The sequence below is a fragment of the Nocardia sp. FDAARGOS_372 genome, assembly GCF_002554515.1.
Taxonomy (GTDB): Bacteria; Actinomycetota; Actinomycetes; order Mycobacteriales; family Mycobacteriaceae; genus Nocardia; species Nocardia farcinica.
The window spans coordinates 6,141,213-6,166,569 of sequence record NZ_PDDW01000001.1 but is presented as its reverse complement, the minus strand read 5'-3'; the positions used below and the strand labels follow the sequence as shown (position 1 = coordinate 6,166,569).

The following is a 25,357-nucleotide window of genomic DNA, read 5'->3' as shown; positions in this document are numbered from 1 at the left end:
TTGTTTTCGTGCGGGCTACCAAGCGATCGGAGCGCGGTCGGCGAACCGGGCCGCGTACAGGGCGGGGCTGCCGTCGAAACGGTCGTAGATCAGCCCGAGGGCTTCTACTGCTTCTCGTCGGCGGGGATGACTGCGGTGCCGCGAGCGCGGACCGCGACGAGGGGTGGCTCCAGGACCTGTGCGCGGCCGGTGTCGTCGGAGCCGCGACAGATCACCCTGAGCTCGAAATCGACTGTGCGGCTGCGGTTTCCCTTCTTGACCAGGGTCGCTTCGGCCTCGACGACATCGCCGCCCCGGATCGGGGCGAGGAACTGCACCGACGAGTAGCCGGCGAATAGCCCCTCGTGGCCGTCCAGCTCGATAGACAGGTTCGTGCCGACGTCTCCGAAGAGCTTGAGGGCGTAGGCGCCGTCGACCAGGTTGCCCGCGTAGTGCGCATCGGAAAAGGCCACGTAGCGCCGGTGGAGTGCCGTGCTCATGCGATCTCCCGGTGGATGGGGCCCAGGTGGCGGGTCTCTGTTTCGCCGTCGATCGCGATGCCGGGGTAGCCGCGCTTGGCGATTTCGGTGCACATGCGGCGGTACTTGCCGACTCCGCCGACATAGCCCATGAAGGTGTTGGGCTTGCCCTCGATGTTGGAGCCCCGGTACCAGGAGTCGGTTGTGGCGTACAACGTGACGGCGACGGTCTCCTCCGAGATGTCCACCCAGTCGTTCTGCCCCTCGGGGGTGGCCTCGATCAGCGTGGCGCCGTTGTCGCGGGCGTGCTCGATGAGGTCGGCGATCCAGTCGACGGCCTGCTCGATGGTCATCACCACGTTGCTGGCCAGCGCAGGACTCTGAGGACCGCCGACCATGAAGAAGTTGGGGAAGTCGGCGGCCATGATCCCGAGGTACGTACGGACACCGTCCTGCCAGGTCTCCTGCAGCTTCTTGCCGGACGCGCCGGTGAGGTTGAGGCCGTAGAGCGGACCGGTGAAGGCGTCGAAGCCGATCGCGAGCACGATCGCGTCCACCTCGTAGCGGCCCTTCGAGGTGACGATGGCGTTGTCCGTCATCGTCTCGATCGACTCCTCGCGCAGCGAGACCAGCGAGACGTTGGGCCGGTTGTAGGTCTCGTAGTAGTCGGTGCCGAAGACGCTGCGCTTGGCGCCGAGCGGGTGGTACTTGGGCACGAGCAGATCCGCGGTGACCGGGTCTTTCACGATCTCGCGGATCTTGTCGTGGATGAACTCCGACGCGGTCCGGTTCGCTTCGACATCGGTGAGCAGGTCGGCGAACTCGCCGCCGACGCCCTGGAAGCCGCTGCGTTCGTAGGCCGCCTCGTAGCGGCGGCGGCGCTCTTCGTCGGAGACGTCGAAGGCGTTGTCGGTGACGGGACGGTCGGGGATTCCGCCGGGCGAGTGCCTGCACTCCTCACGGACCGCCGGATAGTTGTCCTTGACGGCGGCGACTTGCTCGGGCGTGAGTTCGGCATTGCGGGCGGGCATCACGTAGTTCGGGGTGCGCTGGAACACCGTGAGGTGTTCGGCGACCTCGGCGATCAGCGGAATCGCCTGCACCCCGGAGGATCCCGTGCCGATCACGGCGACGCGCTTGCCCGCGAGGTCGTCGAGGGAGATGTTCCACCGGCTCGTCGACACCGTCAACCCGGTGAAGTTCGACAGGCCGGGCACGTCGAAGTCCTTCGGCGTGGACAGGCCGCCCGCACCCGAGATCAGATAGCGGCTGCGCCGGATCTCACCGTTGTCGAGCCGCACTTCCCAGAGCCGGTCGGCGGCGTTCCAGGTGGAGGCGACCACGCGGGTGTTGAAGGTGAAGTGCTTGCGCAGGTCGAAGCGGTCGGCGACGTGCTCGATGTAGCTGAGGATCTCGGCCTGTGGGGCGAAGCGCTGGCTCCACGTCCACTCCTGCTGGAGTGCCTCGTCGAAGGAGTAGGAGTAGTAGATGCTCTCGACGTCGCAGCGGGCGCCCGGGTAGGTGTTCCAGAACCAGGTGCCGCCGACGCTGGGGCCTGCTTCGAAACCGGCGAAGGACCAGCCCGCCGTCGTCAGCCGGTGTGCGAGGTAGAGGCCGGAGAAGCCGGCGCCGATGCCGATGACATCGACGATCCCGGTATCCGAGGCGGAGGGGAAGTTCATGGGATTGCCGCTTTCATGAAAGTCATATGACTGGATCAATCGACTTAGACCAGTAAAACAGTGGCCCCGGTCACAGTCAAGGGGTTCGGGGGAATTACTCCGGTCGCTACATCGGCAGGTCGGGAGAATCGACGCCGACCACTCGGTCGCCGCAGAACACCCGAACCGCCTCGCTCGGGCCGTGCCCGCCGATTCCCGAAGTGCCCCAGAAGCTTTGGGCCGAGCCGTCGGCCAGGTCGGCGAGCTTGGCGCCGTTCACCCGCACCTCACCCGAGAGCACCCGCGAGCCGACCTCGACAGCACGATCCAGGTCGCCGCCGAACACGTAGGCGTCCAGCCCTGACGGGTCGGCGTTGGCCACGCGCAGGGCGTCATCGTCGGACTCCACGGCGTGCAGGCTAATGAGCGGGCCGAACAGCTCGGCGGTCGCCAGCGAGGCATCGACGCCCGTGGCGACAGTCGGCGACAGGAAGAAGCCATCGAGGCCGGGAAGTTTCGCGGGCTGATGGATGGTCGCGCCGTTGGCCCGCAGCCCTTCGACGCGACTCTGGAGTGTCGCGAAGTGCGGGGCGTTGGAGATGGGGCCGAGTTCGGTGCTCTCGTCGAGCGAGTTGCCGATCTCGAGGTGGGCGATCCGGTCCAGCAGCGCCTCGAGCAGCGGTTCGACCAGGCTCTTGTGCGCGAGCACCTTGCCGGGGCCCTCGCACCACTGACCGTTGAGCTTGGTCATCCCGTCGAGGATGCCGTCGGCCGCCACGTCGATGTCGGCATCATCGAGCACCAGGGCCGGGTTGTTGCCGCCGAGCTCGAGCTGGAGCACCTTGAAGTCCTCGGCCGCCGCGCGGGCGATCGCCCGGCCCGCGTTCGGGCCGCCGGTGAAGGAGACGATCTTTACGCGCCGGTCACCGGTGACGGCCGCGCCCACGTCACCCGCACCGTGCAGCAGCTGCAACGCGCCGGCTGGCAGCCCGGCCTTCACGAAGCTCTCGACGATGATCTGGGCGCTGCTCGGCGCGTGTTCGGACGGCTTGAGGATCACCGGGCAGCCGGCGGCCAGCGCGCTCACCATCTTCGCGGCGGGAATGAAACTCGGGCCGTTCCACGGGGTGAGGATGGCGGCCGGCCCCCACGGGACCTTGTACAAACGCACGTCCCGCCCACCGGCCTCGAGCGCGGTGCGACGCGGGATGGTCCGCAATTCCGCGGCCGCCGAACGGATCCGGTACGGCAGGAACTGGGCGACCATCCGGGCCTTGGCGATCGGGACACCGCTGGTGAGAGCGTCGGTGCGGGCGATGTCCTCGATGCGGGACTCGACGATGTCGGCCGCGCGCTCGATGATCTCGGCGCGTTCCTCGCTCGCCGCGTCGTCCCAGCGTTCGAAACCGTAGGACTGCTCGGCATGGCGCAATGCGCGTTCCACATCCGCAGGGGTGGTGGTGACGGCGCGGTGCACCGGCAGGCCGGTGTTGGGATCGAGGTTCCAGGCGTCGGGAATCGTCGCGCACTCGGACCACTCGTCGGCGATGTAGTTGATCGGTTGGGGCAGTTGCGGGTTCGTCATCAGGTGCTCCTTCGGTGCGCGAACAGGTCTCAGACAGTGAGGTCGGCGACGATGCGGGTGACTTCGCCGGACTTCATCGCCTCGAAGCCCTTGTCGATGTCCCGGAATCCGATGACATCGCTGACCATCTCGTCGAGCAGCAGCCGCCCCTGCTGGTACAGGCGGGCGAACTGGGCGATGTCCTCCTGCGCCTGTCCCGACCCCATGTAGGAGCCGATGAGGCGCTTCTCGCTGAAGAAGAAGTTCCAGGCGGGCAGCGTCAGATCGGTGCCGTCGGGGGCGATACCGACCAGGCACGCGGTGCCGGTGGGGCGCAGCACCTCCAGCGCGGTGGCGGCGGTCCGCGCGCTGCCGACGGCCTCGAACGAGTAGTCCACGCCGTCACCGAGCAGGTTCTGGATCTCGGCGGCCACGTCGGCCGCGCCGTTCACGACGTGGGTGGCGCCGTAGGTGCGGGCCGCGGCCAGGCGCGCGTCGTCGAGATCGACGGCCACGATCGCCGAGGCACCGGCCAGTCGCGCACCCTGGATGATCGCCGAACCCACACCGCCGCAACCGATCACGGCGACCGTGGAGCCGGGGCGCACCTCGGCACCGCGGAACACGGCGCCGACACCGGTGATGATGCAGCACGAGAGCAGGCAGCCCACGTGCAGACCCACCTCGTCGGCCACCTTCACCAGCGCGTTCTCACGCATCAGCGTGTGGCGGGAGAACGCGCCGATGTCAGCGAGGCGGTGAATGACCTGTCCGTCGGGCAGCTGGAAGGCGGGCCGGGGCCGCTGCCGGATCTGGGTGACGCGCTGGCACTGGGTCGAGTGCCCGACCTGACAGTTGCGGCACAGCCCGCACGAGGGCGTGAGGGCGCCGACGACGCGGTCGCCGGGGCGCAAGGTGGTCACCGCGGAGCCGACCGACTCGACCACACCCGCTACCTCGTGGCCGACCACCACGGGCAGGTCCGCGCCGACGGTTCCGGTCATGTAGTGCAGGTCGCTGTGGCACAGGCCCACATTCGAGACCGCGAGCCGGACCTCGTTGGGCTCCGGGTCGTCGACCAGGATCTCGGTGAACTCCAGCGGCTCGTTGACCGCGGTGAGGACAGCTGCTTCGGTGCTGATCATCATCGTGTCCGATCTAGTTGCTCTGCGCGGGCGCCGACGACGCCGCGTTCTTCGATGCCCAGAAACCCGCGATGCCCTCGGTGAAGGCGCCGGACTCCCAGGATTGGCGGGCGGCGTCGTCCTCGCGGGCGAACGCGGCCTCGATGTCTTCGGGGCGCGGCCGCAGAAGACCCAGGTGCAGCGCGGTGATCCGGGGATCGGAGTTCCACTGGCCGACCACCTCGACCGCGCGGTCCACCAGTGTCTCCGGGGCCACGATCTCGTCGAGCAGCCCGATCCGTAGCGCCTCGTCCGCGTCGATTCGCTGAGAGCCCAGGATGATTCGCATCGCGTGGTTGCGGACCAGGCGGCTCATCAGGAAGCTCGAGGCGTTGGAGATGATGATCCCGCGGTGGTTCTCCGGCTGGAAGTACTCGGCGGCCGTGCTGCCGATCCGACCGTCACAGCACAGCGTGATCTCCGAGGCACCACCGACCGCGATGCCGTTGACAGCCGCGATCACCGGGATCTTTGTCTCGAGAATCGCGCGGGTGATGTCGTGGAAGGTCGCGAAGGCCTCGTGGACCTCGTTGTAACTGGTCGGGACGGTCTGCAGGTCTTCCCCGGCGGAGAAGGCCCGCCCGGCACCCGTCAGCACGATCCCGCGGACGACGTCACCCGTCCCGAACCGTCGGATGGTTTGCGCGAGCAGCACTCGGGTGTCCACGTCCATCGCGTTGAGCTTCGCGGGGCGGTTCAGTGTGAGCACGGCGACGTCGCGGTCGATGCGCACATCCAGGTAGTTCTCGGTCATATTTGGCTCCTCAGTTGGCGCACTGCCGACGGTGCGTGGCGGCTGCAGGTCATAGGTGATGCCTGGATGCACAGCGGAGCGCGCCTTCAGGGCCGGCTTGGACACCCGCTCGGAGGGGGTCCGCGGAAAGTCGGCAACGAACTCGACGTAGCGCGGAACTTTGAAGCGCGCGAGCTGGGTTCGCGTGCCACCGATGATTCGCTCCGCGCTCGCGCGGCTCTCTTCTACCCCGGGTGCCAGCTGCACAAAGGCCTTCACCTCTTCGCCGAACAGCTCGTCCGGGACGCCGACGACCGCCGTCGCGACAACGGTGTCGTCGCGCTCGAGGACGCGCTCGACCTCGGCGCTCGCAATGTTCTCGCCGCCGCGGCGCACCATGTCCTTGATCCGGCCCACCAGGCGGTAGCTGCCTGCTTCGCGAACAGCGACGTCGCCGGTGTGTAGCCAGCCGTCGCGCAGCGTCTGCGCGGTTTCCGCCGGCCGGTTCCAGTAGCCGAGCATCATCGGTCTGCCAGCGGTGATCAGTTCGCCGGGTTCTCCCTCGGCAACGTCGCGACCTTCCGGATCGACCACCCGGACCTCCTTGGTGGGAAACGGGTGACCCAACCGCCCGCTGCCGACGTCGGCAGTACTCTCGGGGAGACTGACCAGGTCAACCCCGCTTTCGGTCATGCCGAAGAGCTCACGCCACGGTGCACCCCAACGCTGTTCGAGCTGCGCGTGCAGCGCGACAGGGATTGCAGAGCACATCACCAGGCGCAGATCGTTGTCCCGGTCGTGCGGGCTCGGCGGCTGTTTGAACAGCAGCGTGGGCATCGAGCCGAGCACGTAGCAGAACGTGGCGCGGTGCCTGCGGACGTCGGCCATGAAGCCCGAGGCGGAGAACCGGGGTAGCACCACCAGCGGCGCGCCGATCGTCAGACACAGCGAAGTGTTCCACTGCGGATCCATGTACGAGAACGGCTGCGAGGTGAGTACCACGTCGTCCCGTCCCAGACTCGCCGCGCTCGCACATACCCACCCCAGCCGGACCCAATAGTCGTGGGTCAACATGCAGGCCTTGGGGAAACCGGTGGTCCCTGAGGTGTATTGGAGGTTCGCGAGGGTCTGGCCGGTGATCTCGACGGCCAGCCGTTCCGCCGGGTACGCCGCCAGCTCGGCCGGCGAAGAGGCTTCGACGACCCGAAGATCGGCCAGTTCGCCGTTCGCGATGCGGACCTCCTCGACCAGGCCGGCGTGCTCGGCGTCGGTGAACAGCACCCGGGCGCCGGAGTCCTGGAGGACGAACTCCAGATCGGCGCGCTGGTACGACGAGTTCACCGGCACCGTCACCGCGCCCGCCTTGAGGATCGCCAGCCAGGCGACCGGCCACTGCACCACGTTGGGCAGCATGATCGCGACCCGGTCCCCCGGTCGGACACCGTCATCCGTGGCCAGTCGACGGGCCAGCCGAGAGGTCCAGTCGTCGATCTCAGCGAAGGTCCACGATCCTTCCGTGAACCGAAGGAATTCGCGGTCGGGCGATGTGGCGGCCTGGGTCGCCAGCAGGTCGACGAGGGTGCCGATCGGCGGGTCCTCAGCCATGCGGTCGCGCGCGATGGCGCAATCGCGGGGAACTGATTCGATTCCGGTCATGGTCAACCTCTTCACGCTTGTCGGGTGCGATGCGGGTGCCGCTCACGACCGCGTCGTGACGGCATATCCGCGGTGAGCACGTGGCCCGTATCCCTCCGATCGCCGATGGGGTCGGAGTGTGGTCTCGGTCATAGCCTAGAAGAACATAGTCATATGATCAAGGCGATCGACTAGAACCAATGAAGACCGCCATAGCCGGGGTCTGCCTTTGCGCTACGCCTTTGCGATAGAGGACTCACCCGACGGCTCGTTCGCATACACCTGGTAGCCTTTGAAGTGACTTGATCATCCGTCCAGATCGGCTCTGACAGGAGAAGTTCATGGCCCGCATCCCCGCTGCCGAACGTCGCGCCGAACTGGTGGCGGCGGCCGTGCGCGTGATCGCCGCCGAAGGCGTGGACGGCGCGACCACACGCCGCATCGCACAGGAAGCGAACGCACCGCTGGCCACGCTGCATTACTGCTTCTCCACGAAGGAAGTGCTGTTCGCGGCCGTCTTCGAACACGTCGCCGAACAGTATCGAGAAGTCCTGACGCACTGCGAGGTTCACGCCGACGTGGCCACCACCGCCCGCGCCCTGCTACGAGGCCTGATGGAGTGGTACCTGGTGAACCCGGACTTCGGCGCAGCGATCATCGAGTTGATCAGCTGGGGCCAGCGCCAGCAAGGCCGACAGGCCGAGATGGTGTACAACGAGGCATTCGCGACCATGCGGACCATCCTCGAAACGGTTGCGACCGAGGCAGGCCAGACGATCGACCCGAGAACGATCGATGCGTTGACCTACACCATGACCACGTTGTCCGACGGATTCGCGCTCAACTGGCTGGCGTTCACCGACCGCACAGCGGCAACGTCGCAGATTGAGCTGACACTCGGTGTGCTCGACGCCTGGATCGCCGCCAACCTCTGCGATGCGGCCATGCCGGTGATGCCGGCCGCGAAGACTTCATCCGAAGACACCATGCGTTCGCTGACATCCTGGGTGAGCATCGACCGATAGTGAGCGGGCGCGCAGCGGCCCGCACGCACCATCTCGCCAGGTCGGGGCCGATAGTGCGCACGAGCCGATGCCGTCGAGAGCGAATTGAATCAGGCCGAGGCTGCGCCGGCGCGCCGACCGGACCGAGCGCGTGAGATCACCACGGTCACCACGACGAGCAGGGCGAGAACTCCCGACAGCCAGTAGCCGATGCTGTAGAGGCCCTTGTCAGCAACCTCGAGACCGGTGCCCACCACCGGAACCAGCGAGGCACTGAGGTCGCCACTTACCAGCGCCGTGCCGAAGGCGAAACCCACGGCCATGAAGGTGCCCGCGATTCCGGCCGCCATCCCGGTCTTCTCTTCGGGCACCGCCATCTGCACCATGGTGAATCCCGCCGCGTAGCCGATTCTGGTCCCGAGACCTATGACCGCGGCCCCCACAAGGTAATGCCACAGCTGCTCGTGCGCCAGTGCGAGCCAAGCCAACCCCAATGCGCAGATGAGCGCTGCGCTGACGAAGACGGTCATACCACGGCCGTTGAGCAGAGCACGATCGAGCATCGTGCCGCGGATCAGGAACGCCGCCGCAAAAGGTGCCATGAGCCAGCCGGTCTGCAGCGCGCTCAGGCCGAGGCCGTAGGAGTCTTCTGGACGAAGATCCCCGGGAATGATCTGGGCGTACGTGCTGAGCAGCAGCAGGAAGGCCGAGTTCACCGCCGCGAACAGGGCGATGCACACACACGACGCGGTGACCAGCGGCGTCTTCATCAATGCGACGTCGAACACCGCCGAGGTCGACCGGCGCTCGACACGCATCCAGGCGATGCCGCCGACAATGCCGACCAGCAACGGAACGAGTGCCGCGGCGCCCCACACGAGGCCTTGCGTCAGGGCCAGCAGGATCGCCGCCACCCACGCGATCATCCACACCGTGCCGACGACGGCGATGCTGCCGGTACGTTCCGCGGGCGGGGCGTCCGGAATCATCGCAAAGCACGCGACCGTCGAAGCCGCGCACACCGCGGTGAGGATGACGAAAAAGCTTCGCAGCGACAGACTCTCGACGATGAAGCCGCCGCCGATCATGCCCACGACGATGCCGACACCGGTCGCGATGACCAGGACCGCGACACCCACCGTGATGCCGTCCTCGCCGAGATTGCGGCGCAGGAAACCGAGCGGAAGCAGCTGCGCCGCACCACCGAAGCCCATCAGAATGCAACCGACCAGAAGGGTCGGATACGAGTCGCCGACCGCCGGAATGAGCGCGCCGACCGCGAGGAAAGCGGACGCCGCCACCGAGGCGTTTCGGTCGCCGTACAGATCGGCCAGGCGCGGCAGCAGGATAAAGCCCGCTCCCCCACCGAGGGTCAGCGCGGTATAGAGCCATGTCGTCTCGGCGACCGTGGCGAGACCGTACTGCGCCTGAATGACCGGCAACAGCGGCGGCAGAATGAAGATGACGGCATTGGTCAGGACAACCAGCAACGTGCCGACACCGATGAGCACTCCTTTACGCGGCGCACCGCGAGCAGGATCCTCGCCGGCGAGTCCGGCTTGCTGACGGATCTCTGTCATGAGGTTCTCCGATTCGTGATCAGGCGTGTGCCGGGAGCGTGGCGCCGATGGCGGTGTAGTCGTCACGGCTGAGCAGGTTCATGGGGTCCGACATCTGGCCCCCGACCTCGACCCACCCGACGTAGTGCTCCGAGGACCAATCGAGCGCACGCTGGATCTCCTGCGGGAACGACCGGATCTGGTCGAGGGTGTAGGCGAGGAAGGGGTTCTCCTCTGGGCGCAGGAAGGCGAGGTCGTAGCCCATCGTCACGCCGACGCGGTACTCGTCCGACGTGGTGTTGCGACCACCACCGTGATAGGTGGAGCCGATCCAGATCACCGCCGACCCGGCCTTCATCTCCGTGGGGACCGCCTCCTCGAGGCGCGGTGCGCGCTCGTCGTCCCACAAGTGCGAGCCGGGGATCACCAGGGTGCCACCGTTCTCGGCGGTGAAGTCGCTGACCGCCACCATGATCTGCACCCGCGCCTCACGCTGATAGGTGGGGTGCCGCCACAACCACACCGAGTCGTCGCGGTGCAGCGGCTGCGAACCCTGACCAGGGCCGATCTTGATGGCCATCGTCGCGCCGACGTGCATGCCCGCCGGATTCGGCACCGACTCCTCACCGAAGAAGACGTTGATCTGCTTGTTGAGGATGCGCTCGGCCACGCCCCGGTACAGCGGGTTCAGCGCGATCGTCACCATGTGCTCGGTCCGCGCGAACAAGGCTCCTGCGCGCTTGGTTCGGTTGCCGGCGAACACCTCGTCGTGGCCGGTGTCCACCCGATCGAGGACGGGATTCAAGTCGTTCTCGAGTCCCTTGACAGTGGCGTCGTCGAATAGCCCTTCGATGATCACGCCACCGTCTCGCATGATCACCTCCACCACGGCGTCGATGGTGGCGTCGGGTGCCAGGCGCGTGAGTTCGTTCGTCATGAGTGGTTCGTTCCTTCGAAAGGGTGCGGCGCACATGTGATCTGGCTCATACGGTAAGTCAAGTTAGTCAATCGATCAAGGCATTTGAACAGAATGGGCCGTACGTCGCGCAATTCGATGCATTCCCTGCGATTCGGCAGTGCAGGAATCCTCTGACTGCTACCGTGGCATTCGACTTGACTTGATCATTCGTTCAAATCGGCTCTGACAGGAGAAGTTCATGGCCCGCATCCCCGCTGCCGAACGTCGCGCCGAACTGGTGGCGGCGGCCGTGCGCGTGATCGCCGCCGAAGGCGTGGACGGCGCGACCACACGCCGCATCGCACAGGAAGCGAACGCACCGCTGGCCACGCTGCATTACTGCTTCTCCACGAAGGAAGTGCTGTTCGCGGCCGTCTTCGAACACGTCGCCGAACAGTATCGAGAAGTCCTGACGCACTGCGAGGTTCACGCCGACGTGGCCACCACCGCCCGCGCCCTGCTACGAGGCCTGATGGAGTGGTACCTGGTGAACCCGGACTTCGGCGCAGCGATCATCGAGTTGATCAGCTGGGGCCAGCGCCAGCAAGGCCGACAGGCCGAGATGGTGTACAACGAGGCATTCGCGACCATGCGGACCATCCTCGAAACGGTTGCGACCGAGGCAGGCCAGACGGTGGAGCCGGACACCCTCGACGCACTGACTTACATCGTGTCCGCGCTGTCCGACGGATTCGCGCTCAACTGGCTGGTATTCACCGACCGCACAGCGACAGCGTCGCAGATTGAGCTGACACTCGGTGTGCTCGACGCCTGGATCGCCGCCAACCTCGGCGGTGCGGCCGCGCCTGCCGTCACGGTCCCCCAGGTCTCCACCGAGCAAACCTTGCGATCGCTCGTGTCCTGGGTGAACGTGAAGTGATACCACGTTGACCCGAGAGTAGTTGTCGGCCGCCACCGTTCGGTGGCGGCCGACGCTCATCCTGCGTCAGATCCGCTGGTTGCCCTCGGAGACGATCCATCTCAGCGCCGGATCGTCACGCTCCATCCACTCGGGATGCCACTGGACACCGAGCACTGCCGCTCCTGGCAGCTCGACCGCTTCGACGACGCCATCGGCGGCGCGTCCTGTGACCACGAGGCCGGTACCGCAGCGGTCGACCGCTTGGTGGTGCCACGAGTTGGTCACCACACTGGTACCGAACAGCCGTTCCGCGATCGAACCGGGCTCGAAGGTCACCTTGTGATCGTCAGCTCCGTCGGTGAGCGGAGGCGAAGCCGACAGGTGCTCCACGGGTCCCGGCCCGAGGTCCGCGATCAGTGTGCCACCAAGCGCGACGTTCAGGACCTGCAGGCCGCGACACACTCCCAGCACGGGGATTCGCCGGGCGAGTGCGGCACGCACGAGCGCGATCTCGAACTCGTCGCGATCAGGGTCGTGGACCATCGGATCGTCCCGCGGATCCACATCCCGGACCACTGACCGGTCGCCACCCCAGTACGCGGGATGAACGTCCTGGCCGCCGGTGATGACCACACCGGACAGCCAGTGGCACAGCGCATCCGGGTCGGCGTCGTAGGGCAGATTCACGGGAACCCCACCAGCTCTGTCGATTCGCTGCGAGAAGTCGGACATGAAGCTGTCGGTGAGCAGATGGCCGTAGCGCTTGTCCAGCCCTTCGATCAGTCCCAGCCGGAACCGCCGTCCGGTGATGCCGATCATCGGACGGATGAGGCCTGGCGTCGGCCTGCCCGCGCTCACGGGAACTCGAAGTAGCGCGTGGACTCCCACTCCGACAGCTCGGCGAACGGGTCGCCGCCGGTCGTATGGAACTGCATCCATTCCCAGCGCCGCGTGCCGACCCAGAAGTCGACGAACTCGTCACCGAGCTGCTCACGCAAGATCAGGTCCGACTCGAGCGCGTCGGCGGCCTTGGTGATCGTGTCGGGCAGCCGTTCCAGGTCTGGCGCACACCAGGCCATGTCGCTGACCGGGTCGGCCGGTTCCAGCTTGCCGTCGATCCCGGCGATCACGCCCGCCAGAATCGTCGCCACGGCGAGGTACAGGTTCGCGTCGGCGCCCGGAACGCGGTACTCGAGCCGGGAGTACTTCGGGTGGCCACACACCGCGCGCACCGCGGTCGTCTTGTTGGCGATGCCCCAGGTCACCGTGGTGGGCGGCCCGCTCAGATCGACCAGGCGACGGTAGGAGGTGATCTGCGGCAGCATGACCGAGGTCGCGCCACGCATCGTCGCGAGCAGCCCGGCGACCGCGTGACGCATGGTGTCCGACGGACCGTCGGCGGCGTAGAACGCGTTGACCCCGTCGCGCTGCAACGACAGGTTCACGTGCGAAGCCTGGCCGTAGCCCGCGGTCGGCTTGGCCATGAAGGTGACCGTGTGGCCGAGTTCGAAGGCCACCTCCCGCATCACCTGCCGCGCCCGAGCCCAGTTGTCGCACACCGAGATCGGATCACCGGGAACGAGATTGAGCTCGACCTGACCGGCCGCGTCCTCGTCGCTCCACGCCTCCCACTCGATGCCGATCTCCTCGAGCCGCCGCGCGACCGCCGACATGTAGTCGACCCAGTCCTTCGACTTCGCCAGGTTGTAGGCGGTGCCCGCCGAGCCGCCGAGCGGGGTGAGATCGCGATAGCCCTTGGCCCTGGCCTCGTGGACCGACTCCTGGAAGAGGGTGGCTTCGATCTCGACCGCGATCGTCGCGGTGAAGCCGCGGGTGCCGAGCTGATCGACCATCTTGCGGGCGAGATTGCGCGGACAGGTGCCGATCGGCGTGCCGTTGGGCTGCCAGTAGTCACCGATCACCGACTGGACACCCGGCGCCCACTGGACCAGCGTCGACAGGTCGGGCCGGAACTGCAGATCCGCGAGATGACCACGCCACGCAGGGTAGGCGAAACCGAAGGTCGGCGCGTTGCCGAGATCGAGCCCGAAGAGCAGATCGGCCACTGCGAAACCCGATTCCGCGCACGCGGCGAACTTCGCGGGCGCGACATTCTTGCCGTGGAAGGAACCGTCGTGGTTGGTCGACTCGATCCGGACCGTGTGCACGCCGGGCTCGAGAACGGTTGCGGTGGTGGCGATTTCAGACATCGTAACGAACCTTCCAGGAAGCGCCGACCAGCACGGACAGCTGCGAGAGGGTGCCGCGCACGCCGACGAGGCCGGTGGACAAGGCGGCGACCAGGTCGTCTGCGCCCGAGAAGATGCCGGCCAGGAGATCCGGGGGCCCTGCGATCACATACTGGGTCTCGCCCTCACCGACGACATGCTCGGCCAATCCGTCAGGGCCGTCCGCGATCGCGACGAGCACGTCAGGGATACCTGGTATCGAGCGGGCCTTGGCCCAGAAGCTCTGTGCGGCAATCTGCCAGTCCGGCAGGGGCGGTGACAGCAGTGCCAGCACAGCGACCGCGAGAGCATCGTCGCCAGCGCCGACAGGCTCGCCAACTCGAGCGAGCCTCGCGTTCAGATCAACGGTCAGGGTGAGGTCGGGTTCGGTGAACACCCCGCTCGATACAGTAACGACACCGTCCGAGATGCTGACCGTCGCTGACTGCGGAGTGTCGTGGGAGTAGATGGCGACACGGCCCTCCACCGCCGCCACGACTGAGTTCGGGCGGCCTTCCCGAACGGAGTCGGCGATGGTCCGGCCGATCAACCGGGCGATCGGACTCGCGTCGTCCTCGATCCGAATGTCGACCCCGTCGACCACGTCTTCCCCGCGTGTCGCGAGGCCGATCGTCGTTTCGGTCATTGTTCTGCCCTTTCGGTTCGACGAGATCGTGTGCGCGGTAGACCGCAGGCAGCGGATCCCAGTGGAGCGTCTTCTATGCAGTCATTCGTCTCAGTCATTCGACTACGATAGTGAGGCACAGATCACTTCTTGTCAATCAATCGCGAGGTTTCCGAAATGAACAACGACGTCCCCGCCTGGTGGAATCTGCTCGACGGCAACGCACAGGCAGCGGCCAGGATGATCGCCCATGCCCTGCCGAAACCGGTCCGGGAGCTGGGACCGGAGCAGGCCAGGGCGCTTCTGAACACGACTCCAGCTGCCGAGCCCATCACTCCGGTTGACCGCGTCGAACAACTGGCCATCCCGACCCGTGCAGGCGCGATCCGCGCTCGTCTGTACCGCGCGAACACTGCCGCTTCGGGCGGCGACACACCGGCTCTCGTCTACTTGCATGGCGGAGGTTTCATCCTGGGAACCCTGGACGGAGCCGACGAGCTGTGTCGCGCGATCGCCGCGGGATCCGCCTGGACGGTGGTGTCGCTGGACTACCGGCTCGCTCCCGAAAATCCGTACCCCGCAGCACTGGAAGACTGCCTCGACGCCTACGCATGGCTGACCCGGACAGCATCAGAGCTCGGTATCGATCCGGGACTGATAGCGATCGGGGGCGATTCCGCCGGAGGCAATCTCGCAGCAGCCCTCTGCCTGCACCGGCGCGACGAACGCAGCCCCCTACCCGTGACCCAGGTCCTCGCCTACCCCGCGGTCGACAGGACATTCTCCGCGCCGTCATGGTCGGAATTCGCCGATGCGCCGCTGCTCAGCACCGTGGACGCACGCTGGTGCTGGGACCATTACGTCGGCCCGGGACATCGGGCGGACGACCACCTCGCGGCACCCATGCGCGCCGAATCGCTGCACGGCCTCCCGCCCGCCCTGATCCTTACCGCCGAGGTTGATCCGATCCGGGACGACGCCGAAGCATACGCAGGACGGTTGCAGCGGGACGGCGTCCCCGTCTCGCTGACCAGGTATGCCGGCGTCTTCCATGGCTTCATCACCGAGGTGGATGTCTTCGCGCAGGCGAAGCAAGCCATCGACGAGGTATGCCAGCACCTGCGCCAGATCGCGCGGGCCTAGCGGTACTGCCGGCAGGTTGGCTGAGGGATTGCGACGACACGCTGTAAGTGTTCATTGAAAGGCCAATTTCTGCTGGCCCATCGACGTCCGGGCGGCCGAGTTACTTCCACATCTCGCCTCACGCTTGCCGATGTCGGCCTCGACCGTGCACGCCAGACTGGTGCGATTCCGGTTGAACAGGCTGTCCCACATCGATATCCGCACGGACCAGGTGATTCGCCGCACGAACATCGACATGCCAGGTCGTTCAATGGCGGCCCTCATCATATTTCAGTCAATAGACTTGATCACATGACTATACTTTCTGAGCTATGACCGAGACCACCCTCCTGCCCCCTCGGCGATCGGAGGGTGCCACGTGCTCACCGCGGATGTGCAGCTCACGACGCGGTCGTGAGCTGCACCCGCATCGCACCCGACAAGCGTGAAGAGGTTGACCATGACCGGAGCCGAATCAGTTCCCCGCGACCGCGCGATCGCGCGTGACCGCTTGGCTGAGGACGCCCCGCCGCAGCGCGTGGCCGCACGATGAGGGCCTGGGTGATCCGCGCCAAGCGGGAGCCACTCGAGCTGGTCAACTTCCCCGAGCCAGCGCTCCGGCCGGGGGAGGTGATACTCGACGTGCTCGCGGCCGGACTATGTCATTCCGATGTCGGCATCGTCGACGACGACGCCTTTCCGCTGCCTGCGTCGCCATTCGTTCTGGGGCATGAAATAGCGGGGACCGTCGCCGCAGTCGGCCCGGGAGTGACGGAGTGGGCTATCGGTGACGCGGTCTGCGTCGGTCCTCCGTCCGACGATTGCCCCGGCATCGACAGACACGGAGGCTATGCCGAAAAGGTCTCCGTTCCCGCCCGGATGCTGATCCGGATCCCTGACGAGTTGCCGTTCGAACTCGCGGCCGTGGCGATGGACGCCGGCATGACCTCGCACGCCGCGGTGATGACCGGCGCACAGGCCGGCCCCGGACGCAGGATCGGCATCATCGGGTTCGGCGGGCTGGGCCAGTTCGGCACCCGGATCGCCTCGCTCGCGGGTGCGCAGGTATACGTAGCAGAACTCAAACGCGATCGGTGGCCCGCCGCTCGTGCCGCCGGCGCGGTGGAGGTAGGCGAGTCGATCGTCGAGTTCGCTGACCGTGACCTCGATGCGATCGTCGACTTCGCAGGCTTCGGGACCACGACGAGCGAGGCCATTCGAGCGGTGCGTCGACACGGGCGGGTAGTCCAAGTCGGACTGGGCGTGAGCACTGCGGAGATCAGTATGCTCGACCTCACTCTGGGCAGAGTCACGCTGATCGGTGTCATGGGCGGCGAGAGGCAAGACGCGGAGCGGGTGTGCGCGCTGATGGCAGCAGGACGCCTCGATGCGGACATCGAACTGATCGGCTTCGGTGACATCGCGGCGGGAGTCGAGCGCCTCAGGCGTGGACAGGTCGCAGGTCGACTCGTCGCCACCTTGGCTTCGAGACAAAATTAGTATCCAGTCAACGGCGGGCCAATTCCGACTCACAGTGAGCCAGTGGCCGAATCAACGGGTACGCGCCAAACCGGGGTGATGGTCGGGTCCGGCCAATCATCAGCTGCGGTGATCTCGGTAAGCGCAGCGACTACTTCGGGGTTGAGAGGAACGCTACGTCGCGCGTGTTCCCACTCCACGAGCTGACGCCCTCCTCGGTGCGATGGCGCGGAGGGCGTCGAACTTCCATTCCGCGTGCCAGCCGGTGGGCGGCCGCGGCCGCCATGCGGGATTGGCCAGCATCGGGGCTAGCACCCCCAGAGCCACAAAGATCAAGACTAGACCGGCCGGAGTGGCATAGTCTGCGCTGGTAGGCGCGTTTCCTTCGAATGAGAGCGAGGCCCGGTCATGGCAGGAAAGTTCGAGATCTTCGCCGACGCGTCGAGCAAGTTCCGGTGGCGGCTCAAGGCGGGCAACGGCGAGATCATCGCCCAGAGCCAGGCCTATGAGTCCAAGGACGCGGCGAAGAAGGGGATCGCTTCGGTACAGTCCAACGCCGCCGGCGCTACGGTCGTCGACCTCACCTCGGCGAAGTAGACGTCTGGCAACAGGACTCGGCGTCGACAACCGGTGGACATAGGAGCTGAGCGGCACTGGTCTCCGCTCAGCTCCTACACGTCACTGGCGCCTTCCAACTCGATGATCACTCGATCGTCGGTGATGTCGACGATGGTCACCGTGTTGTAGCTGTCGGTAAGTCCGCCGTGCATGGTGGCTCCCTCGCCGGCGGCGCACAGTACTTGTCACCCACCCGAACAGGGCCTTGATCTCCACCACCGCGGTATCGCCCTCGACCGCGACCAGGCGCACCGGCTTGCCGTACGCCGTCGCCGACGGATCTTCCACGCGCCGGGCGAAGACCACCGTGCAGACCATCGGAACGCTGTTGTCACACGACGCCTCACCACCTGGCCCGTTCTCCGTAGGGTTGGCGTACCAGACACCGAAGAGCAAGCCGAACGGGCAACACAACATCGCCACGACCAGCACATACAGACCCACATCGCGGACAAAATCGCGCACCCACCCCATGCACCCGCTCGTCGCACAGGATCGACCCGAAGGGGCCCGATTCTGCTGCCGCTCTGACGATCTCGGGTTCTGGCCGTGGCACCCGGGTGCTCAGTGCTCGCAGTCGTTGTGCACGGGTGGGCTGTAGACCGTGGCGCCGCACGCGAGGCAGGTGTGGGCGCGGTGGTGGCCGCCGACGCGGCGGCACGGCATCGCCGCGACCATCGCACGGCCCGCGCCGAGCCGGTGCCCGTTCGGACAGAACCGCGGCGAAGGCTCGGTCCACACGCTCAGCCGCAGGTAAGGGCGTGCCGACTCGCAGATCGATGCGAACATGTGTTCGACTATAGTATCGATTATGCAGGTAGGAGACTTAGTCCGGATCGGGACGAACGGCGTCAGCCAGTTCAAGATCGTCGAGATCGACGACACCGCCGCCCGGATCGAGCCGACCCTCGACGCCCCGGGCGCGTACCCGTTCTCGATGCGGCTGGTCGACCTGAGCCCCTGGACCGAGTGAGCGCGATGAGCGGCGGCGGAGACGAGCCGAGCGGGCCCGCGCGGACTGAGGGCACCTTCCCTCGGCCGCTGTACCCGCAGGCGCAGGGCCACTTCGCGCGGACCGTAGTGGAGGCGCCGAAGCCGGTGTGGGTGCGGCTGGACGCCATCGTGATCCGCGATCCCGGCACGCCCCGCCATGTCAACGGCGCCGGGCTGGACATGACCGGCGAGCGCCCGGGCCTGCTCACCCACTGGGTCCCGACCTTCGCCGGCGAGTGGCTGGGCCGGGTCACCTACTCGATCGCCTACGCCGACGGACGCCCGGACCTGCAGCTGACCGACCAGCTCGTGCCTGCCTACGCGCTGCGGCCGCGGCCAGCGGATCCGGCTTGACCGTCGTTCGTGCTGGTCAATCGGTTTGGGCCAGGACCCATTCGCGGTAGCCGTCGTGTGCCTCGACGATGGGCACGGCCAGGATCTGGGGTGTGTCGTAGGGATGCTCCACCGAGGCGCGGCGGATGATCTCGTCGACCGAGGACGCGCGGGTGTGGATCAGCACGAGCGCTTCGGCGTCGTCTTCGATCTTGTCCTCCCACGCGTAGATCGACCGCACGCCCGGGAGGATGTTCCCGCACGCGGCCAGCCGGTCAGCGACCAGGCGCCGGGTGAACTCGGCGAGCCAGTCGGCGGATTCGGCGGTGATCGTGATGGTGACTAGAGACTCTTCGGCCATGCGTGCAAGTTTCCACCGCTGGCGCGCAGCAGGTCCACCAACGGCTCGGCCAGCTCACCGCGGCGGGTGATCGCGCCCCATCCCCGGATCACGAGGCGGGCGCTCACGCCCGGCGCCTCGTCACATGAGAGGGCGGTAGCCCGGACCGGCGCTTTTCGAGGGGATCGTTGATTTCGAGGGGGACCATGGACGAAGATCAATCGGGCAAGAAGTGCCTTCGCGCCTGCCGGTATCCGCGCGGTCGATCGTGCCCCGCTCCGGTTTCACTCGAATGCGGGAACCGGCGGGCTGGTCCGAGGAACGCCGCATCTTCTCTCAGCCCAGGTAGAAATCCGTCTCGACAACCAGTTGGCCAGAGCAATTTCCCAGGTCGTCCGCTTTCCCTTCTTCGATGTGCCCCGCCGAGGAATCGAACCTGCGACTTCTCTTCGAAACCGCCGACGCGACCGCCATCGATTGACCGCATTCACGCCCCGGCGATACCCGCCGCGCAACGGCTCTGGAGGGCGGGATCCTCGACCCCACCCCCACAGGCCGGATCGGCGGGTTCAGTGAGAGTGAGTGATGATGCCGCGAATGTTTCTGCCCGCGTACATGTCCTTGTATCCCTGGTTGATCTCGGACAGCGGATACTCGGTAGTGACCGTCTCGTCGAGCTTGAGCTGGCCCGAACCATACAGCCGGAGCAGCCGGGGGATGTCCGCGCGTGGGTTCGCCTCACCGTAGAGGCTGCCGATCAGCTTCTTCTGGAACAGCGTCATCATCGCCATCGGGAGGGTCGCGGTCGTATCAGCGAACGGCGCGAGACCGGTCAATACGGCGGTTCCGCCCTTGCGGATGATGTCGACGGACTGGCCGACCATCTCGCCGGTGACGACGCCCGGGGTGAGGATCGACGCATCCGCCATCACACCTCGGGTGAGTTCGCCGACGAGAGCGGCCGCTTCATCGACGTCGGTGACGAAGTGGGTGGCCCCGAGTTCGATGAGTGTGTCGCGCTTGGACTCGATGAGGTCGACCGCGACGATATGCTCGGCGCCGGCTATGCGGGCGCCCTGGATGGCGCCGGAACCGATTCCGCCGCAGCCGATCACGACAACGGTGTCGCCCGGCTCGACCTTCGCCGAATTGACCGCCGATCCCCACCCGGTGGTCACGCCGCAGCCGACCAGCGCGGCCCGCTCGAGCGGGTAGTGGTCCTCGACCTTCACCAGGGACGCCTCGGGCACGGTCCCGTACTGCGCGAAGGTCCCGAGCATGGCGAGCGCGGCGATGTCGGTGCCGCGTGCCCTTCGCCGGAAGGTGCCGTCGAGCATTGTGCCCGCGAGGATTTCGGATCCCAGGTCGCAGAGGTTCTGGTGGCCGGTCGAGCACCAGCGGCACCGCCCACACGCCGGGAGGAAGGCTGCGACGACGTGATCCCCGGCCGCGAGGCCGCGCACACCGGGGCCGACCTCCTCGACCACGCCCGCGCCCTCGTGCCCGCCGACGATCGGCACGGCGGTCGGCATGTCGCCGGTGCGGGCGTGCTCGTCCGAATGGCACAGTCCGGCAGCCACCCAGCGGACGAGTACTTCGCCCTCCTTCGGGCCGTCGAGGTCGATCTCCTCGACACTCCAGTCGTCGCTGACATTCCACAGCACTGCGGCTTCGATCTTCATGTGATCCTCGATCTCTTGTCGGTACTCAGGGTTCGAACGGCCGGAGTCTTCCCGGCTCGCCGGCGGAATCCGGTTGTTACGGAGCGAGATACACCGATTGCTGGTTCTGGAAGGAGGCGAGACCCTCGGGTCCCAGTTCCCTACCGAGTCCGCTGTTCTTGATCCCGCCGAAGGGCGCGGCCGGGTCGGGCAGGTAGTAGTTGATGCCGACCGTCCCGGTCCGGACGCGACGGCTGATCTCCAGGCCGCGCTGCTCGTCGGCGGTCCAAACGGTGCCACCCAGGCCGTAGTCGCTGTTGTTGGCGATTGCGATAGCGTCCTCGACCGTGTCGTAGGGAATCGCGGCCAGCACCGGACCGAAGATCTCCTCTTGGGCGATCGTGGAGTTCGGATCGACGTCCGCGAAGAGGGTCGGCTCGACGAACCAGCCGCTGTCGAGGCCCTTCGGGCGACCGCCTCCCACGACCAAGCGGGCGCCCTCGCCGATTCCCTTTCGGATGTAGCCCTCGACGCGATCCCGGTGACGCTCGGAGACGACCGGGCCGACCTGGGTCGCCGGATCGAGCGCATCGCCCACCTGGACGCCGGACACGAAAGCGCCCAGCAGTCCGACGATTTCGTCGTAGCGCGATCGGGGAATCAGGATGCGACTGTTCAACACACAGGTCTGTCCGTTGTTGAGCAGCGTTGCCTGGAAGAAGTTCTCCATGTTCGCCGCGAGGTCGGCATCGTCCAAGACAATGGCCGCGGACTTGCCACCCAGTTCGAGGGTCACCGGGCGGAGCAGGTGTCCGCAGGTCGCGGCGATCTGCCGCCCGACCACGGTGGAGCCGGTGAACGTGATCTTGTCGACGTCGGGATGCTCGACCAGGGCGGCGCCTGCCTCGGCCCCGCCGGGCACGATGTTGACCACACCGGCCGGGATCCCCGCGCGCTGCACCGCTTCGGCGAACAGATAGGAGTCGAGGACGGTCTCCGGGCTCGGCTTGAGCACCACTGTGCAGCCGGCCGCCAATGCCGGAGCCAGCTTGCAGACGGTGACCAGGTTCGGGTAGTTCCACGGGACGATGGCGCCGACCACGCCGACCGGGAGCCGTCGGACGAGAACCCGACCTCCCAGTACGCCCGCCCGCTCCTCCTCCTCGGCGGTCGCCCGCACGAGCGCGGCGAAATACCGGTAGATCCCGACCGGCAGCGCGCCTTCGAGCTGCCCGGCGATGCTGATCGGCATTCCGTTCTGCTGCGCGACGGTCTTTGCCAGGTCGCCGCTGCGGAGTTCGAGTTCTGTCGCCAGCCGGTCGAGGGCATCGGCCCGCGCGTGCGGTGTCCACGCCGCCCACCCCAGCGGGTCGTCGAAAGCGCGGCGGGCCGCGGCCACCGCGGTGCCCACATCGGCGGCGCAAGCCTCCGGCGCCGATCCGATCCGCTCCCCTGTGCTCGCCGAAAGCACCTCGATGACGGACGTGGACGTGGGTGCGGTGAACCCGCCGTCGATGAACAGCATGTCGTGATCGGACATGGGCTACTCCTTGTGGATTGGGCCACAACGGTTCTGGTCGGCGTCCGGTCTCCAGGAAAGGAAGCGGCCGGAGGGAGTTGCGCGACCTGCGGTGGCGTCACCAACAAGTATGCTGCGTCACACCGGAGCTGTATTGGACCAGCGTGACGAGGCGAATGAACCGCAGTGCCCGATCATCGGCGACGCACTGTCGGAGTCGCGGCGGCGGCACGGTCGGCGGGTAGGTCCGCAGGGCAGTTACCCAGCTGCGCCGCGGTGCGCGTGTCAGACTGCTAGCTCGCCGCGCCGGCGCGCGTCGATGTTCCGCTGCCGGTAGGCGGCCGGCGGCATCCCGTACTCATTCTTGAACGCACGATTGAAATGACTCGCATCCGCGAAGCCGAACCGGGACGCGATCGAAGCGACGGTGCGGTCGGTGCGGCACAACTCCGCCCGCGCCCGCGCGATCCGGCGCCGACGAACCATCGCGCCGAGGGATTCCCCGGCCTCGGCGAAGGCCCGGTGCACCGTCCGCACCGACACGGCGTGCGCCGCGGCCACCGAAGCCGGGGTGATCTCCTCGAACAGATGGCCCTCGATCCATTGCTCGATCGTCACTCGAAGTGCCGCTACCGCACTGCATGCAGCCGCACCGACCTCCGGACGCAACGCGCCGGAGACGAGCTCGAGCGTGGCATTTCGGGCAGAAGCGACAGCGATACCCGACAGTGCGGGGCCGGAATCGACCAGCGCGTCGATGAAGCCCGACAGCAGGCGGGTGGCAGGCCCGTCCTCACGCGCGAGGAGACCCTTCGACCCCAAATGACACACCGAGGTCCCTGAAGACCGATCCGGGGATGAGGAGCACCCGCTTGCTGACAGTGCCGTCGAGGTCGAACCGGACCGGGCGGCGAGTGTCCCAAACGGCCAGGTCACCACCCCTGAGTACGGCACCGGAGTCGGCGTGCGACATCTGCTCCACGCCGCCGCGGATCGTCGCGACCGCGACCAGATCGGTAGTCGCACCGGCGATCAACCGCTCTGTCGGCGACAGCGAGAGTGGCCCACTGCGCCAGTCGACCAGAAGGATCTCGCCGAGCGGCCGGTGCACGTGCAGGTGGCCCGACGACGCCCGGGAACGGGTGGGCACCGACGCCTCGAAAGCGATCCCGATCCCGGACATCGCCTGTTCCCACTGTGCCGCACACATCGACGTCGAATCGCCGTCGATCGCGACTACCTCGGCACCCGCACCCGTCATTCTCCGTGTGCCCCTTCGATGGTCAGCCGGTGAACGGTGGCGTGAACGTGCACGGCACCTCGCGCGGATGCGCCGGGTCGAGAGCGTTCAGGACCATGTAGGCCGCCCGCTTCGAGCCGGCGACCCCGGCATGCTCCGAATAGTCCTGGGCGCAGCCGTCCTGGACGACGATGTTGGTGACGTCGTAGCCGGGCAGGCCCGGCACCAGACCCTGGGTGTACGGCACGACCAACTCGTCGTATCGGGTCGCGATGTTGGTGTACTCGATCCCCTTCAGGTACGGGGTCCCGTCCGCGCTGATCCGGTTCAACACATCGGATCCGGGGGCGAACTGACCACACGCCTGGCAGACCGGAACCGAGGTGTCGGGAAGGCCCAACCGGCGGACGAACGCAAGAGCCACGTCCACGCCGAGCACTCTCGAGCCCAACCAGCCCGGAGCCAGCGATACGTAGTGGGAGATCTTCGACTCTCCGCCGAGCACCTTCGCGTAGTACTGCGGAACCACCGTGCCCTGGGAATGTCCGACGACGTCCACCGACGACGCACCCGTAGCGGCCAGAACGCGGTCGACGAAGGCGCCGAACTGCCGCGCGCTGTCCTCGATCGGCGCCATGCCGCCGATCGCCGAGATCGGCCACGGCGCGCCCGGGACAGCGCCGTAGGTGAGGGCGAACACGCAAAAGCCCGCGTTCGCGAGCATCGGGACGTAGCCACCCCAGTTTGTCTGCTGCCCGCCGCCGGTGCCGTGGACCAGCACCACCGGTCGCGGGTGCTCGACGGTGGGCTTGCATCCGAAGTCATTGGAACCGGGCAGCGACCCGCCTGGATCGGCCAGTTCGTTCGGAACACCCGCGAAGAAGTTGTAGTTCTCGGGAAGCGGTTCGGCGGCCACCGGGCCCGTCCCGAAGGGCAGCACCAACGCAACCAGCGAGAGCATGAAGACAGCAGAACGCGATGTCCGGAACATTCGGCCTCCGATTGTTGTTTAGATCATGAACCTAGCAAGCGCTTGGTTCATTAGCTCGAGAATGCGGCGCTCGACTACATCGAAATCGGCCCCAGTTGTCGAGCGCTGTGAAGTGAGAATTCGGGGCGAGCCTGCCCGAAACTGCCCCTGATTCTCGGACTCGTCGAAATGTTCGACCGGATCAATCGGCGCTCCCAGCGACGTCGAGACCGAGGATCGTTGTGGCAACCGCGAGGAGGTCACGCTCGAAGGTGGGGCGCCGCCGAAGATGCGAGATCGTCAGCAACGACGCGATGCTCCAGGAGGTCAGCTGCGCGAACGCCGCGGACTCGTCCTTCGCCAGGTCGGGACGGGCCTGCCGCAGCAACGCGGCCCACTCCTGGATGTATCCGTCGTGACTCGCCCGGAGTTGACCCCGCTCCGGCTCCGGGAGACTTCGGAGATGCCGGTGCAGGGCCAACGTCGTTTGCCCCGCGCGGGGCCAAAGATGACCCTGACCTACAGAGATGACAGGGCAGGGCCGGTGACCGGCCGGAGCACAATGCTCTACCGACAGACCTTTTCGTGCTGGCCGCTCGTGACGTCTGCGA

26 protein-coding genes are annotated in these 25,357 nt (G+C 66.7%); 7 read left to right on the top strand and 19 right to left on the bottom strand.

Going from position 1 to position 25,357, the window contains the following annotated elements; genetic code table 11:
• Positions 1-104: 104 nt before the first annotated feature.
• The 5 genes from CRM89_RS28605 to CRM89_RS28585 form a co-directional block, all read right to left on the bottom strand.
• Entirely contained in the window at positions 105-479 is a 375-nt protein-coding gene (locus CRM89_RS28605) for a hotdog domain-containing protein (RefSeq protein ID WP_098086751.1), read from the bottom strand.
• On the bottom strand, positions 476-2,140 hold the full coding sequence (locus tag CRM89_RS28600; RefSeq protein WP_098086750.1) for an NAD(P)/FAD-dependent oxidoreductase: 1,665 nt from the start codon (positions 2,138-2,140) through the stop codon (positions 476-478). The genes CRM89_RS28605 and CRM89_RS28600 overlap by 4 nt, the downstream gene beginning before the upstream one ends.
• 106 nt (positions 2,141-2,246) lie before the next feature.
• Positions 2,247-3,704, bottom strand: coding sequence for an aldehyde dehydrogenase (locus CRM89_RS28595; RefSeq protein ID WP_098086749.1), 1,458 nt, complete (start codon positions 3,702-3,704; stop codon positions 2,247-2,249).
• A 29-nt stretch (positions 3,705-3,733) separates the two neighbouring features.
• Positions 3,734-4,828 carry a Zn-dependent alcohol dehydrogenase gene (locus CRM89_RS28590; protein WP_098087165.1) on the bottom strand — a complete coding sequence of 365 codons (1,095 nt, stop codon included), beginning with the start codon at positions 4,826-4,828 and terminating at the stop codon, positions 3,734-3,736.
• Positions 4,829-4,841: 13 nt separating this feature from the next.
• Entirely contained in the window at positions 4,842-7,256 is a 2,415-nt protein-coding gene (locus tag CRM89_RS28585; protein ID WP_098086748.1) for an AMP-binding protein, read from the bottom strand.
• A gap of 320 nt (positions 7,257-7,576) precedes the next feature.
• Here CRM89_RS28585 and CRM89_RS28580 point away from each other — a divergent pair, with 320 nt between their 5' ends.
• Positions 7,577-8,260 (top strand): TetR/AcrR family transcriptional regulator, encoded by a 684-nt coding sequence (locus CRM89_RS28580; RefSeq protein ID WP_098086747.1) that lies wholly within the window; start codon positions 7,577-7,579, stop codon positions 8,258-8,260.
• Between the two features lie 89 nt (positions 8,261-8,349).
• Here the strand turns inward: CRM89_RS28580 and CRM89_RS28575 are convergent, their stop codons facing one another.
• Entirely contained in the window at positions 8,350-9,819 is a 1,470-nt protein-coding gene (locus CRM89_RS28575) for an MFS transporter (RefSeq protein WP_098086746.1), read from the bottom strand.
• Positions 9,820-9,838: 19 nt separating this feature from the next.
• Positions 9,839-10,735, bottom strand: coding sequence for a phytanoyl-CoA dioxygenase family protein (locus tag CRM89_RS28570; protein WP_172964594.1), 897 nt, complete (start codon positions 10,733-10,735; stop codon positions 9,839-9,841).
• A gap of 220 nt (positions 10,736-10,955) precedes the next feature.
• Here CRM89_RS28570 and CRM89_RS28565 point away from each other — a divergent pair, with 220 nt between their 5' ends.
• Positions 10,956-11,636: a TetR/AcrR family transcriptional regulator gene (locus CRM89_RS28565; protein ID WP_098086744.1), complete on the top strand. Its 681-nt coding sequence runs from the start codon at positions 10,956-10,958 to the stop codon at positions 11,634-11,636.
• Between the two features lie 66 nt (positions 11,637-11,702).
• Here the strand turns inward: CRM89_RS28565 and CRM89_RS28560 are convergent, their stop codons facing one another.
• From CRM89_RS28560 to CRM89_RS28550, 3 genes are read right to left on the bottom strand one after another with little or no spacing between them, the layout of a single operon-like run.
• On the bottom strand, positions 11,703-12,476 hold the full coding sequence (locus CRM89_RS28560; RefSeq protein WP_098086743.1) for a gamma-glutamyl-gamma-aminobutyrate hydrolase family protein: 774 nt from the start codon (positions 12,474-12,476) through the stop codon (positions 11,703-11,705).
• The gene (locus tag CRM89_RS28555) at positions 12,473-13,828 is read right to left on the bottom strand and encodes a glutamine synthetase family protein (RefSeq protein WP_098086742.1); all 1,356 of its coding nucleotides are present in this window, start codon (positions 13,826-13,828) and stop codon (positions 12,473-12,475) included. Before CRM89_RS28555 ends, CRM89_RS28560 begins: the two co-directional genes overlap by 4 nt.
• Positions 13,821-14,492, bottom strand: a complete 672-nt coding sequence (locus tag CRM89_RS28550; RefSeq protein ID WP_098086741.1) for a hypothetical protein — start codon at positions 14,490-14,492, stop codon at positions 13,821-13,823. The genes CRM89_RS28555 and CRM89_RS28550 overlap by 8 nt, the downstream gene beginning before the upstream one ends.
• 156 nt (positions 14,493-14,648) lie before the next feature.
• Here CRM89_RS28550 and CRM89_RS28545 point away from each other — a divergent pair, with 156 nt between their 5' ends.
• Entirely contained in the window at positions 14,649-15,614 is a 966-nt protein-coding gene (locus CRM89_RS28545) for an alpha/beta hydrolase (protein WP_098086740.1), read from the top strand.
• A 51-nt stretch (positions 15,615-15,665) separates the two neighbouring features.
• On the opposite strand, the gene CRM89_RS32330 is transcribed toward CRM89_RS28545, so the two are convergent.
• The gene (locus CRM89_RS32330; RefSeq protein WP_127516354.1) at positions 15,666-15,851 is read right to left on the bottom strand and encodes a hypothetical protein; all 186 of its coding nucleotides are present in this window, start codon (positions 15,849-15,851) and stop codon (positions 15,666-15,668) included.
• 303 nt (positions 15,852-16,154) lie between these two features.
• On the opposite strand from CRM89_RS32330, the gene CRM89_RS28540 reads away from it, so the two are divergent.
• Together CRM89_RS28540 and CRM89_RS28535 are read left to right on the top strand one after the other, a co-directional pair.
• Positions 16,155-17,093, top strand: a complete 939-nt coding sequence (locus CRM89_RS28540) for an alcohol dehydrogenase catalytic domain-containing protein (RefSeq protein WP_172964593.1) — start codon at positions 16,155-16,157, stop codon at positions 17,091-17,093.
• Positions 17,094-17,480: 387 nt separating this feature from the next.
• A complete protein-coding gene (locus tag CRM89_RS28535; protein ID WP_098086738.1) occupies positions 17,481-17,669 on the top strand; it encodes a DUF1508 domain-containing protein in 189 nt (62 codons plus the stop codon).
• 585 nt (positions 17,670-18,254) lie between these two features.
• Here CRM89_RS28535 and CRM89_RS28530 read toward each other — a convergent pair.
• Positions 18,255-18,479 (bottom strand): hypothetical protein, encoded by a 225-nt coding sequence (locus CRM89_RS28530; protein WP_098086737.1) that lies wholly within the window; start codon positions 18,477-18,479, stop codon positions 18,255-18,257.
• Between the two features lie 22 nt (positions 18,480-18,501).
• Here CRM89_RS28530 and CRM89_RS31220 point away from each other — a divergent pair, with 22 nt between their 5' ends.
• Together CRM89_RS31220 and CRM89_RS28525 are read left to right on the top strand one after the other, a co-directional pair.
• A complete protein-coding gene (locus tag CRM89_RS31220; RefSeq protein WP_172964592.1) occupies positions 18,502-18,663 on the top strand; it encodes a hypothetical protein in 162 nt (53 codons plus the stop codon).
• 5 nt (positions 18,664-18,668) lie between these two features.
• A complete protein-coding gene (locus CRM89_RS28525; RefSeq protein WP_098087164.1) occupies positions 18,669-19,037 on the top strand; it encodes a hypothetical protein in 369 nt (122 codons plus the stop codon).
• A gap of 16 nt (positions 19,038-19,053) precedes the next feature.
• On the opposite strand, the gene cutA is transcribed toward CRM89_RS28525, so the two are convergent.
• The 7 genes from cutA to CRM89_RS28490 all read right to left on the bottom strand — a co-directional run bounded on the left by cutA (position 19,054) and on the right by CRM89_RS28490 (position 25,134).
• Complete coding sequence (gene cutA, locus CRM89_RS28520; protein WP_098086736.1) at positions 19,054-19,377, bottom strand: divalent-cation tolerance protein CutA; 324 nt, start codon at positions 19,375-19,377, stop codon at positions 19,054-19,056.
• 548 nt (positions 19,378-19,925) lie between these two features.
• On the bottom strand, positions 19,926-21,038 hold the full coding sequence (locus CRM89_RS28515) for an NDMA-dependent alcohol dehydrogenase (protein WP_098086735.1): 1,113 nt from the start codon (positions 21,036-21,038) through the stop codon (positions 19,926-19,928).
• 76 nt (positions 21,039-21,114) lie between these two features.
• Positions 21,115-22,557 (bottom strand): aldehyde dehydrogenase, encoded by a 1,443-nt coding sequence (locus CRM89_RS28510; RefSeq protein ID WP_098086734.1) that lies wholly within the window; start codon positions 22,555-22,557, stop codon positions 21,115-21,117.
• Between the two features lie 264 nt (positions 22,558-22,821).
• On the bottom strand, positions 22,822-23,358 hold the full coding sequence (locus tag CRM89_RS28505) for a helix-turn-helix domain-containing protein (protein WP_172964591.1): 537 nt from the start codon (positions 23,356-23,358) through the stop codon (positions 22,822-22,824).
• Complete coding sequence (locus CRM89_RS28500) at positions 23,330-23,797, bottom strand: hypothetical protein (RefSeq protein WP_098086733.1); 468 nt, start codon at positions 23,795-23,797, stop codon at positions 23,330-23,332. The genes CRM89_RS28505 and CRM89_RS28500 overlap by 29 nt, the downstream gene beginning before the upstream one ends.
• Before the next feature lie 22 nt (positions 23,798-23,819).
• The gene (locus tag CRM89_RS28495) at positions 23,820-24,737 is read right to left on the bottom strand and encodes a triacylglycerol lipase (RefSeq protein WP_253805109.1); all 918 of its coding nucleotides are present in this window, start codon (positions 24,735-24,737) and stop codon (positions 23,820-23,822) included.
• Between the two features lie 211 nt (positions 24,738-24,948).
• The gene (locus tag CRM89_RS28490; protein WP_127516351.1) at positions 24,949-25,134 is read right to left on the bottom strand and encodes a hypothetical protein; all 186 of its coding nucleotides are present in this window, start codon (positions 25,132-25,134) and stop codon (positions 24,949-24,951) included.
• Positions 25,135-25,357: the final 223 nt, after the last annotated feature.